Source organism: Solihabitans fulvus (assembly GCF_008386585.1).
Taxonomy (GTDB): Bacteria; Actinomycetota; Actinomycetes; order Mycobacteriales; family Pseudonocardiaceae; genus Solihabitans; species Solihabitans fulvus.
In genome coordinates, this window is the sequence record NZ_VUOB01000046.1 from 42,750 (window position 1) to 54,789 (window position 12,040).

Below are 12,040 nucleotides of genomic sequence, written 5' to 3' on the forward strand. Positions count from 1 at the left end.
CGACCCACACCGTAAGTCGCCACAATCGCCTGCGCCTCAATCGGATCACCCAACGTCGTCCCAGTCCCATGCGCCTCCACCACATCAACCTCAGACGACGACAACCCAGCACCCGCCAACGCCGCACGAATCACCCGCTGCTGCGCAGGACCATTCGGCGCAGCCAACCCATTCGACGCACCATCCTGATTCACGGCGGAACCACGCAACACCGCCAACACCACATGGTCATTGCGCTCAGCATCAGACAACCGCTCAACAAGAACGACGCCAACACCCTCAGCCCAACCAGTGCCATCCGCCGACGCCGCAAACGGCTTACACCGCCCATCCACCGACAAACCCCGCTGCCGACTGAACTCCACGAACATGCCGGGAGTGGCCAGCACGGTCGCACCGCAGGCCAGGGCGAGGTCGCACTCCCCCGCGCGCAGCGATCGCATCGCGAGGTGCAGGGCGACCAGCGAGGACGAGCAGGCCGTGTCCACGGTGACGGCGGGGCCGGCCAGTCCGAAGGTGTAGGAGAGTCGGCCGGAGGCGACGCTCGGCGTGGTGCCGGTGAGCGCGTAGCCCTCCAGGCCGTCCGACGCGTCCTGGAGGCGGGGGCCGTACTCCTGGGCGGTGGCCCCGACGAAGACGCCGGTCTGGCTGCCGCGCAGCGCGGCGAGGTCGAGCCCGGCGTGCTCGAACGCCTCCCAGGAGGTCTCCAGCAACAGCCGCTGCTGCGGATCCATGGCCAGCGCCTCGCGCGGCGAGATGCCGAACAGCGCGGGGTCGAACTCCGTTGCGCCGTCGAGGAATCCGCCGGCGCGGGTGTAGGTCGTGCCGGCGTGGTCGGGGTCCGGGTCGTAGAGCGCGTCGAGGTCCCAGCCCCGGTCAGTGGGGAACGGGCCGATCCCGTCGCGTTCCTCGATCAACAGCCGCCAGAGGTCCGCGGGCGAGGACACGCCGCCGGGCAGCCGGCAGCTCATCGCCACGATGGCGATCGGCTCGTCCCCGGCAACGCGGGTTGGCGCGCGCTCGACCGGGGCCGCGTCGGGCAGCAGTTCGGCGCGCAGTCGCTCGGCGACGGCCGTGGGCGTGGGGTGGTCGAACAGCAGGCTGCTCGGCAGCGGCACGCCGGTCGCGACGGCGAGGCGGTTGCGGAGGTCGACGGCGCTGTAGGAGTCGAAGCCGAGTTCCTTGAAGGGCCAGCCGATCTCGATCGCGGCGGCCGAGTCGTGGCCGAGCACTGCGGCGACCTGCGTGCACACCAGGTCGAGCAGGAGCCGATCCCGTTCGGCGGCGGGCAGCGCGACCAGCCTGTCCCGCAGGGTCTCCTCCGGTTCGTCGAGGATGTCCTGCGGTGGCCGGGATTCCAGCACGGGACGGGCGGCCGCCGGGTCGGGTCGGTCGATCCAGTACCGCCGCCGCTGGAAGGCGTAGGTCGGCAGCGGGACGCGCGCGGTGCCGTGCTCGGCAACCAGCGTGTCCCAGTCGACCGGGACGCCGCGGACGTGCAGTTCGGCCAGGGTCGCCAGCGCCGACCTCGGCTCCGGCTGGTCGCCCCGCAGCACCGGCAGGAAGGCCAGGTCCCGCGCGGAACTCCCCACGGTGTCAGGGGAAACGCAGTCGCGGCCCATGCCGGCGAGCACGCCGCGGGGCCCGACCTCGACGAACGTGTCGACGCCGTGGTCGGCCAGCCAGCGGACGCCGTCACGGAAGCGGACGGTGCCGCGCACGTGCTGCACCCAGTAGTCGGGCGAGGTCAGCTCCTCGGTGGTCGCCAGCCGGCCGGTCAGGTTGGACACCACGGGAATCCTGGGCGGCCGGAACGTCAGCGAGTCGGCGACGCGGCGGAACTCCGCGAGCATGCCGTCCATGCGGGCCGAGTGGAACGCGTGGCTGACCCGCAGCCTGCTGGTCCTCGCGCCGCGCTCGGCCCAACCCGCCGCGACGGCGAGGACGGCCTCCTCATCGCCGGACAGCACGACCGAGGTCGGACCGTTGACAGCCGCGAGGCTCACACCGTCCGGGAGCGCACCGAGTTCATCCTCGGCGGTCTCCACCGCCACCATGGCGCCGCCGGGCGGCAGCGACTGCATCAGCCGGCCGCGCGCGGCCACCAGCGCGCACGCGTCGTCGAGGGACAGCACGCCGGCGGCGCACGCGGCGGCCAGTTCGCCGATGGAGTGGCCGACGAGGTAGTCCGGCGCGATGCCGCAGTGTTCGAGCAGCCGGAACAGCGCCACCTCGACGGCGAACAGCGCGGCCTGGGCGAACACGGTCTCGTCGAGCAGTGCGGCCAGCGGTGAGTCTGGCGCGGCGAACACGACGTCGCGCACGCCCGCGTCGACGTGGCTGCCGAAGTGGACGTCCAGCCGGGCGCAGGCGGCGTCGAAGGCGCGCGCGTACTCGGGGAACGCGGCGTGCAGGTCGCGCCCCATGCCGAGCCGTTGGCTGCCCTGGCCGGAGAACAGGAACGCGGTCCCGCCCTGGCCGGCGACCCCGCGCAACACGGTCGCGGCGAGGTCGCCGCGCGCCAGGGCGCCGAGGCCGGACCGCACGGTGTCCCGGTCGCCGCCGAGGACCGCCGCCCGGTACTCGAGGGCGGTGCGGGTGGTGGCGAGCGAGCCGGCGATGTCGGCCGGGTCCTGGTCCGGGTTGGCGTCGAGGTGGGCGAGCAGCCGGTCGGCCTGGGCGCGCAGCGCGGCGGCGCTGCGTGCCGAGACGAGCCACGGCAGGGCACGGTCGGTGCGCGGCGCGGTGCCGGGTCCCTGGGCGACGGGCTCGGCGCGGGTCGGCCAGTCGGCGAGAATCACGTGGCAGTTCGTGCCGCCCATACCGAAGGAACTCACGCCGGCGAGCAGCGGTGCGTCCGGTCGGGGCCATGGTCCGGCCGCCGACTGGACGCGAAGATTGAGTCGGTCCAACGGAATATCGGGGTTCGGTCGCTCGAAATTCAGGCTTGGTGCCAGTTCGCGGCTCTTGACACAGAGTACGGACTTGATGAGTCCGGCAATTCCCGCCGCGCCCTCGAGGTGCCCGATGTTGGTCTTCACGGAGCCGACCGGCAACGGTTCGGCGGCGTTGCGGGCGGCGCCGAGGACCGCGCCGAGAGCGGCCGCCTCAATGGGATCACCGAGCCGGGTTCCGGTGCCGTGCAACTCGATGTACTGGATGTCACCTGGCGCCACTCGCGCGTCCGCGCAGGCGGCTTTGATCACATTCTCCTGGCCGCGCCGGTCCGGCGTGGTAAGCGTCTCCCCGAAACCGTCATTGTTGATCGCGCTACCGCGAATGACGGCATAAATCCGATCACCGTCCGCGACCGCGGCGCGCAGCGGCTTCAACACGACCAGGCCGCCGCCCTCGCCGCGAACGTAGCCATTCGCCCGCGCGTCGAAGGTGTGGCAGCGGCCGTCCTCCGACAGCGCGCCGAACAGCGTCGTGGCGGTGAACCCGGCCGGGTCGAGGTTGAGCTGCACCCCGCCGGCGATGGCGAGCGTGGACTCGCCCGATCGCAGGCTCCGCACGGCCAGATGCACCGCGACCAGCGACGACGACTGCGCGGAGTCCACCACGAGGCTCGGCCCGGACAGACCGAGCAGGTAGGAGATCCGGTTCGCCAGCGCGCTGCGATGCAGCCCGGTCGTGCTGTGCTCGGTGACGATCCCCTGGTCGCGTTGCAGCTTCGCGTAGTCGTCCGCGATGGAGCCGAGGAAGACGCCGGCACCGCTGCCGCGAAGCCGTTCGGCGGGAATTCCGGCGTCCTCAAGGGCTTCCCAGGAAAGTTCGAGGGCCAACCGCTGTTGGGGATCGACGGCGACGGCCTCGCGGGGTGACATGCCGAAGAAGGCCGCGTCGAACTGGTCCACACCATCGAGAAAGATCCCGCGCGGGGAATCGCCGACCTCGGTCGGTGACAATTCGTGCCCAGGCCCGCCGAGCCGCTCGCCAGGGAAGGTCGTCGCCGAGATCTGGTCGCCATTGTGCAGGAGTTCCCAGAACGCTTCACGGCTCGCCGCGCCGGGCATCCGACATGACATCCCAATGACCGCGACGTAACTGTCCGGTTTCATGGCGGTAGCAGGCATACGGATCCCAGACCCCCAGCGGCTGTGCTCGTCGTCCCCAGTTGCGACCAGCGTCGCTCAGCAAAATAACCTTACCTACCGCACCGCCGGCTGAATAGATTATTGGGCTGTTGCGCCCAACTGGTTGACCTGATCGGCCGCATAACTGATGCGCCGGGAGCAGGATCACCGAAAGATCGACTCGACTTTCCTGATCAAACAGGAAATGACGTTGCGCGCGAACAGGAAATCATGCGCGCACGCCGAATCCGCCGCACGCTTGCCCGGCGTGCGGCGGACTCGGTCGATGCCGTCAGCCGGCCACGCGGACCGGCAGCTCGGCGAGGCCGCGCATGATGATGTTGGGCACCCTGGTCGGGTTGTCGGTCGCCAGCGTGAGGTCGAGCCCGGCGAGCGTGCCGACGGCGACCTGCGCGGTGAGCCGCGCGAACGGCGCGCCGACGCAGAAGTGCGCCCCGAGGCTGAACCCGAGGTTGTGTCCGGTCGTCCTGGACAGCACCAGCGAGTCGGGGTCGTCGAACACCGCGGGATCGTGGTTGGCCGCGCCGATCATGAGCATCAGCTGCTCGCCGGGGTTGACGGTGAGCCCAGCAAGCTCGACCTCCTCCAGCGCGACGCGGGAGATCATCTGCACCGGGGCGTCGAAGCGCAACATCTCCTCGACCGCGCCGGGCACCTGGTCCGGGTTGGCGCGCAGCCACTCCTGCTGGTCGGGCCTGCGCAGCAACGCGAACATGCCGTTGCCGATCAGGTTCACCGTGGTGGCGTAGCCGGCCGAGAGCAGCAGCGTGCACGTCACCAGCAGCTCGTGCCCGGTGAGCCGGTCGCCGCCCTCCTCCGCCGCGACCAGCTCGCTGACCAGGTCGTCCGCCGGCTCGGCACGACGAAGCGCGACGAGCTCGGCGAAGTACTCGTTCAGCTCGGCCCTCGCGTTGTCCCTGCGGGCGATCTCCTCCGGCGTGAGGAAGACGCTCGGGTCCAACCCGTGCGCGATGTCGTTGGACAGCACCTGGAAGCGCGCGCGGTTCTCCGGCGGCACGCCGAGCAGCTCGCTCAGTGCGATGGCCGGCGCGGGGTGCGCCACGGCGGCCATCAGGTCGATCGGGTCGTCACCGGCCGCCGTCCGCGCGGCCTCGACGAGGTCGACGACGATCTCGGTCGCCCTGGCCCGCAGCCGGTCGACGCGCCGCGCCGCGAACGCCTTGCCGACCAGGGACCGCACCCTGGTGTGCTCGGGCGGGTCCATGAACATGAAGGGCCGCACCACCGAACCGTCCGGCGCCGTGCTGAAGTGCTCGGCCACCGAAGCGCCGTCGCCCCAGCCGAACTTGCGGCTGCGCAACACAGAGGAGCACTCCTCGTATCCGGACACCGCGAGCAGGCCCATGGGTGTGCGGACGACGGATCCCCGCTCGCGGATCGTCCGGTAGACCGCGTAGGGGTTCTCGTGGAAGGCCGGGTCGAACGGGTCGAACGGCAGGAGTTGCGTGAAGAAGCTTGGGTCGATCGCCGGCGTCTCGGTCACAGTCTGTCGTCCCGTTTCTCTGGTTCAGGCCGAGGCCGGCACGAGCTCGACCGGCATGCGCAGGGTCACCGTGTGCTTGTTGCTTGGGGCCCACCGCACGTCGCCGGTGACGCGGATCTCCGCCACCTTGTCCAGCAGCTCCTCGAGCAGCAGGCCGACCTCGATCCTGGCGAGCTGCTCGCCGAGGCAGGAGTGCGTGCCGTGGCCGAACGCCAGGTGCGGGTTGGGCGAACGCCGGATGTCGAACGTGCCGGGGTTGCCGAACACCGAGGCGTCCCGGTTGGCCGAGGCCCACCAGAACGTCACCTTGTCGCCCGCCTTGATCTGCGCGTCGCGGAACGTGACGTCCCTGGTCGCGGTGCGCCGGTTGTACGGGGTCGGCGAGGACCAGCGGAGCAGTTCCTCGATCGCGCCGGGCAGCAGCGACCGGTCGGCGCGTAGTGCCTGCCACTGCTCGGGGTGCTGCGCCAGCGCGAGCACGCCGGCCGCCATCGCGTTGCGCGGCGGCTCGCTGCCGGCGAGCAGCAGCAGGCAGAAGAACGCCTCCCGCTCGTACTCCGACAACGGGTTCTCGCCCTGGTCAGCCGGGATGTCCTGGAGCGACATGACGGACATCAGGTCGTTGGACGGCGGGGACGCCCGCTTGTGGGCGATCAACTTCTTGCTGTACTCGTAGATCGCGTACGCGGTGGCGGTCGCCTGGTCGTTGACCTTGCCGGAGGAGCGGTCGTCGAAGCCGGCGACGGCCTGGCCCCACCCGAGCAGCTGCGGCCAGTCCTCCCTCGGCGCGCCGAGCAGCAGCGCGATGGTCTGGATGGCGTAGGGCGCGGAGACATCCGGCTGAAAGTCGCATCCGCCGTTCGCCACGGCCCGGTCCACCAGATCGCTTGCCAGGGAACGAAGTTCCGGCGTGCGCGACTCGACCACCTGGCGGGTCACCGACGGGCTGACCAGATTCTTGATCAGCTCGTGCCTCGGGTCGTCGACCATGTTGATGAGCACTCCGGCGTGCACGCCGGCCTTCAGGTCGTCGATGTGCGTGCCGCCGCCGGCCCTGCCCCCGCCGCCCTGCGCGGAGAACACCGGATCGTCGGACGCCTCGACCAGGTCGGCATACCGGCTGAGCACCCAGAAACCCTCGCCGTCCACCGTCTTGCCCGGCGGGTGCCACAGCACCGGAGCCTCCTCGCGGAGCCTGGCGAAGACCTCGTGCGGGAAGCCCACGGCGAACTGCGCCTGGTCCGTGAGGTCGAAACCGCCTAGTGCGGCGGGAAGTTGATCGGACGCGCTGGACTGAACGCTGGTCATTCATCCCCCAAAGCAGCACATCTGCGTCGTTCCGCGATTGCGGCGCAAGCCTGCCTGGCAGGTCAGAAGACTGTCAAGACATCAAGGCGCGCACGGTCGCGAGCCGGACCGTCCACAAGGGAGCATCGCCGCCCGCCGGACCGGTCCGGCGGGCGGCGAGCCGCCACTTGGGTCAGTCCAGTGTCGACCAGAAGCGGCAGTCGTGCTCGACGCCACTGTTCACCTGATGGATGCCGCCATCACCCGGCGCGAGCGACTGGACCCGCGAGTCGCGGATCGGCGACCACGCCGGCAGGCCGGGGCCGTTGGGGTCGCCGGTCGCCGCGAACCGTGTCCAGTAACCGATCAACTGGTTGGCCAGGAGTTGTTGCTGTGGCGTGAGAACCGCCGTGAAGCCGGCCACATCGAACAGATACGCCAATTCCGACGAGTGGAACGCACCGGCCGGAATGTCCGAAGGGAACGTGAAGTAGCCCGTCGGCGCGTGCCGGTCGGCGAACTCGTAGGCGTAGGTTGCCGTCCGCGCCGCGAGTTGCCGGTCGTCGGCCATGTGCGCGCACGCCCACACCCGGTCGGTGAGCACCGCTCCCCAGGCGAGGCCCGGCGAGCCGAACGCGCTCGACGGGTATCGCGCCGCGACCTCCTGCGCCCGGTCGCCGAACGCGTCCGCGAGCAGTCCACGGTAACGGTCCTCGGTGAACGGTTGCGGGCTGAACGCGGCGGTCAGCCTGCCCTCGTCCCGAGTGTTGCCCGAAAGTATCGGCACACGGTGGAATCGGCCGTCGGCCAGCGCGCGGTCGGGTCGCTCAGGCAGGGCCACACTCCCGTAGGCGACCGGGGTCAGCCCGGCGGCCAGCGGGTCGTTCGCGAGGTCCGCCGCCGGGACCCGACGCAGGCAGTCCACGGCCGTGGCCCCGGCGCACCCGTGCGCCCTGGCCAGGGCCGCGCCGTTGTCCCGCACGCGGTCGACGTCGACGAACGCCGCACTGGCCGGCAGGCCGTAGACGACCCCGTTGCGCGGCCAGTTGCTCGAACAGGTGCCGCTCTCGATGATGACCCGCTGGAACAGCCCGGCCGACAGCGGCGAGGTGAGCTGCGCGCAGACGTCGAACGCGCCGCCGGACTCGCCGAACAGCGTCACGTTGCCGGGATCCCCGCCGAACGCGGCCGCGTTGCGCTGCGCCCACCGCAGCGCGGCCTGCTGGTCCTCGAGGCCGAAGTCGCCGGAGTCGGCGAGGTTCTCGTGGCCGAAGAAACCGAACACGCCGAGTCGGTAGTTGGTGGTGATCACCACGACGTCCCCGCCAACGGCCATCCGGTGGGTGTCGAAGTCGTTGGCCGAGCCGTAACTGTTGCCGCCGCCGTGCACCCACAGCATGACCGGCCGCAGCCTGCCGTGTGGCTGCGTGGTCGGCGTGGTCACGTTGAGATACAGGCAGTCCTCGGTGGTGCTCGGCGGGCCGCCGCCGGGGCTCTGCGCGCACCGGTTGCCCGGCACGGTCGCGTCCCTCGGCTCGGTCCACGGCTGCGGCGGCCGCGGCGGTTGCCAACGCAGCTCCCCGACCGGCGGCGCGGCGAACGGAATTCCCTGGAACGTCCGGTGATCCGATGACACGATGCCGCGCACCGGGCCGGCATCGGTCCGCACGACCGCGCCACCGCCACCGCCGTCCTCGGCCGCGAGCACCGGACCCGCCGAGCCGATCATGGCGCCGACCACGGCTGCGGCCGCCAGCAGCCGGAGCGCACGTCTCTGCTTCCCCATCGTCATCCCTCCGTCAGCAGGACTCGAGGCGGGACAATGCTTCCCCCGCACAGATACGTCGAACCTGGCATCGCCAGATCGACATGGTTGGCGAAGTTTCTTCGCCAACACCGGATCAGTCCCTGGTGACCTGCGCGCTGGCGTGCGCGCACAGGGCCGCGCGGTCGGGCTGGCCCGTCTTGGTGATCAGGCTCGCCACGTGCTTCTCCACCGTGCGCGGGGAGATGTAGAGCCGCTCGCCGATCGCGCGGTTGCCGAGCCGGTCCACCAGCAGGGTCAGCACCTCGTACTCGCGGACCGTCACCCCGCACCGCCGCAGGTCGGCCGGGATCAGCTGCCTGCCGTGCCGACGCTGCGGCGCGCGGACCCCGGACCTGCGCAGCAACGAGCGGCAGGCCGCCGCCACCGACGGCACCTCGGCGTCGTGGAAGTGTTCCTCGGCGCGGCGCAGCCACGCCTCGGGATCGCCCCAGCCGTCGGCGAGCGCGGCCTCGCCGACCAACCGCAGCCCGAGGTGGTGCGCGCGCGGATACGGCCCGGCGACGACCTCGGCCGCGGTGACGGTGGCGACGGCCTCGTCGAAGCGTGCGGCGCGGCCGAGCAGCACCGCCCTGGCGAAGGCGATGAACAGCCGGTTCCACCGCAGCTGCGCGTCGCACGACGCCGCGACCTCGTCGTGCTCCGGCCAGCCCGCCGCGCCGTCGAGCACGTCGAGCAGCAGGCCGACGCCGACCCCGCTGGACTGGGGGTACAGCGTCGGCGCGGCCTCCGCGTGCTCGCGCGCCGTGCGCAGCTCGGCCCGCGCGCCTCCCCTGTCCTCCTCCAACAGCGAGCAGAACGCGCGCGCAAGGCCCCACACCATCGGCAGCAGGTGCGAGTCCTCCTCGGTCTCCGCGTCGAACGCGGTGAGCTGGCGTTCCATCTCCGCGCGCCGGCCGCGGTGCGCCGCGAGCACGGCGTTGAGCGCGGGCAGGTAGCCGGGCAGCACGCCGATCTTCCACTGCGCCGCCGCGTCGAGCAGGGTCCGCGCGGCCGCGTGGTCCGCGCGCAGCACCGTGAGCATCGCGAGCGTGGTGTCCAGCCCGAACATCATCGGCACCGCGCCGAGCCTGGTCGCCTCCTGTCGCGCCGCGACGAGCCGGTGGTCGTCGCCGTTGCGCAGGATGTCGTTCGCGCCGAGCTTCGCCAGCGCGCGCAGCCGCCACAGCGTGAGCCCGTGCGTCGTGGCCGCCTCCAGCATGTGCTCGAAGTGCCGTTCCGACTCGGCGTGGTCGCGTCGGCGGGCCACCAGGCCGAGGATCTGCATCGCCTGGCACGTCACCACGGCCGAGTCGGTGTTGTCCGCGGCCCGCAACGCCAGCGACTCGGCGACCTCAAGCCGGTCCGGGTCCGGCAGTTGCAGCACGAGGTGCGCGGCGATCGCGTCCACCGGCGCGACGTCGGCCGCGGCGGCGTCCGGTCCGAGCAGATCGCGGGCGGTCGCGACCTGGGCGAGCCCGTCGGCCACCCGGCCGGTCAGATAGGTGGCCCAGGCCAGCCGGGTGTGCAGGGCGGCGCGCCTGGCCGGCGCGACGTGACACAGCCCGGCGAGCAGCGTGAACGCCCGGTCCACCTGCCCGGCCTCGGCCAACGCCAGCAGCAGCGCCTCCCCGATGTCCGCGCGCAGGTCGTCGGCCGCGTCGGCGGCCAGATCGAGCGCGTGTTGCAGGAAGTCGACCGAGGAGGTGACCGCGCCGACGGCCATCGCGCGGCGCCCGGCCTCGGCGAACAGCGTCGCCGCGGCCGTGACCTGGCCCGCGGCCAGGCGTAGCCCGGCGACCAGCTGGCACCGGTCGCCCGACAGGCCGGGCTCGGCGTCCTGCACGGCGTCCGCGGCCAGCAGGGCCAGGTCGGCGCGTTCGGCCGGCAACAGGTCCGCGAGGAGCGCCTCGACGGTCAACGCGTGCCGGAAGGCGCAGCAGCGGGGGCCGTCCTGGCCGACGAGGCCAGCGACGGTCGCGGCGCGCAGCCCGGCCGCGAAGCTTGTGTCGTCGAGTCCGGCGACCCGCTGCGCCGCCAGCACCGGGAACCGCTGGCCGAGCACGGCGGCGGCGCGCAGCACCGCGACCGCGTCCGGCCCGAGACTCGTCGCGCGGTCGGCGACGCAGCGCACGACGGTGACCGGCACCTCGGGTCGCAGGTCGCCGACGACCGTCCACGCGCCCTCGGTCGCCCGCACGGCACCGGTGACCACCAGGTGTTCGACCAGTTCCGCCACGACGAACGGGTTGCCGTCGCCGTCGCGGCAGAGCAGGTCGACCACCGCGCCAGGCACCGCGTCCCGGTCGGTGGCCAGGTGGTGCGCGGCGAGCCGACGCACCTGGTCGTCGGTGAGCCTCGGCACCGCCAGCATCCTGGCGGTGCCGCGCCGGGCCGCGTCCAGCGCCAGCCGGTAACCGGGGCTGTCCTGCGCGCGGCAGGTCGCCACCAGCAGCACAGGCTCCCGGTGCAGGTTGTCGGCCAGGTACTCCACGACGGCCACGGTGTCCGCGTCGGCGTTGTGCAGGTCGTCGAGGACCAGCAGGCACCCGGACCCGCGCCCGACCACCGCGAGCAGCCGAAGCACCGCCTCGGCGAGCAGCACCAGCGAGACCTCGCCGCCGGCCACCGCGTGCTCGTGCCATTCCGGCACGAACCCGGCCAGCACCGGCCGGTAGGGCGCCAGCTCCGGATCGTCCGGCGGGCCGGTCGTGCGCAGCAACGAGAACAGCGCCTCGGCCAGCGGGCGGAACGGCGCGGACGCGCGGCCGACCGTGCTGCTTCGGCCGCGCAGCACCGGCATGCCGGCCTCGGCCGCGCGCGCCTCGGCCTCGGCGGCGAGCCGGGTCTTCCCGATGCCCGACTCGCCGGTGAGGAACACCGCGCCGCCCCGGTTCCGGCCGGCGTCGGCCAACGCGTCGTCCAGCAGTGCCAGGTCCGGTTCGCGTCCCACGATCGGCACGCGTTCGACCCGGTGTGGCAAGACGTCCATAACCTCGCGCCCTCTCCCCGTAGCGCCTTGGTTATCAGTCCACCAAGTCTTAACAGGATTGGGCCGGGATCGGGTGCGGGTCAATCGAATTGGCCGGTGCGGACGACCGGACGACCGGATGACCGGGCGACCGGACGGGCTGCCGGCCGATCGGGATCACATGCCGGTCGCGATCACATGCCGGTCGGCTGCATCGACACGCTGCACGCGTCGTCGGTGGTCATGATGGTGGTCGAGAACTCGAGCGCCGGCTGGTCGAGCAGGATCTCCCCGGCCGGATGCGGATAGCGGCCGTTCTCCCTGCGGTCCGGGTCCTTCCAGAAACGAACCATGTCACTGCCGTTCATGCTTCTCCC

General features: G+C 71.9%; 6 protein-coding genes. All 6 read right to left on the reverse strand.

Going from position 1 to position 12,040, the window contains the following annotated elements:
* A partial coding sequence (locus F0L68_RS43665; RefSeq protein ID WP_240543004.1) for a type I polyketide synthase occupies positions 1–4,028 on the reverse strand: 4,028 nt, incomplete at its 3' end.
* Positions 4,029–4,368: 340 nt separating this feature from the next.
* Positions 4,369–5,601, reverse strand: a complete 1,233-nt coding sequence (locus F0L68_RS25180; protein ID WP_149852272.1) for a cytochrome P450 — start codon at positions 5,599–5,601, stop codon at positions 4,369–4,371.
* Positions 5,602–5,625: 24 nt separating this feature from the next.
* A complete protein-coding gene (locus F0L68_RS25185; RefSeq protein ID WP_149852273.1) occupies positions 5,626–6,909 on the reverse strand; it encodes a cytochrome P450 in 1,284 nt (427 codons plus the stop codon).
* Between the two features lie 172 nt (positions 6,910–7,081).
* Complete coding sequence (locus tag F0L68_RS25190) at positions 7,082–8,674, reverse strand: carboxylesterase/lipase family protein (RefSeq protein ID WP_223199116.1); 1,593 nt, start codon at positions 8,672–8,674, stop codon at positions 7,082–7,084.
* Between the two features lie 115 nt (positions 8,675–8,789).
* Positions 8,790–11,684, reverse strand: a complete 2,895-nt coding sequence (locus F0L68_RS25195) for an ATP-binding protein (RefSeq protein ID WP_149852275.1) — start codon at positions 11,682–11,684, stop codon at positions 8,790–8,792.
* Between the two features lie 173 nt (positions 11,685–11,857).
* Complete coding sequence (locus tag F0L68_RS42655; RefSeq protein ID WP_188316818.1) at positions 11,858–12,031, reverse strand: hypothetical protein; 174 nt, start codon at positions 12,029–12,031, stop codon at positions 11,858–11,860.
* Positions 12,032–12,040 lie beyond the last annotated feature (9 nt).

Bases quoted from the DNA above. Each gene is read 5' to 3' on its own strand.
- F0L68_RS25185 (WP_149852273.1), bottom strand. From the start codon at position 6,909: ATGACCAGCGTTCAGTCCAGCGCGTCCGATCAACTTCCCGCCGCACTA.
- F0L68_RS25195 (WP_149852275.1), bottom strand. From the start codon at position 11,684: ATGGACGTCTTGCCACACCGGGTCGAACGCGTGCCGATCGTGGGACGC.
- F0L68_RS42655 (WP_188316818.1), bottom strand. From the start codon at position 12,031: ATGAACGGCAGTGACATGGTTCGTTTCTGGAAGGACCCGGACCGCAGG.
- F0L68_RS25190 (WP_223199116.1), bottom strand. From the start codon at position 8,674: ATGGGGAAGCAGAGACGTGCGCTCCGGCTGCTGGCGGCCGCAGCCGTG.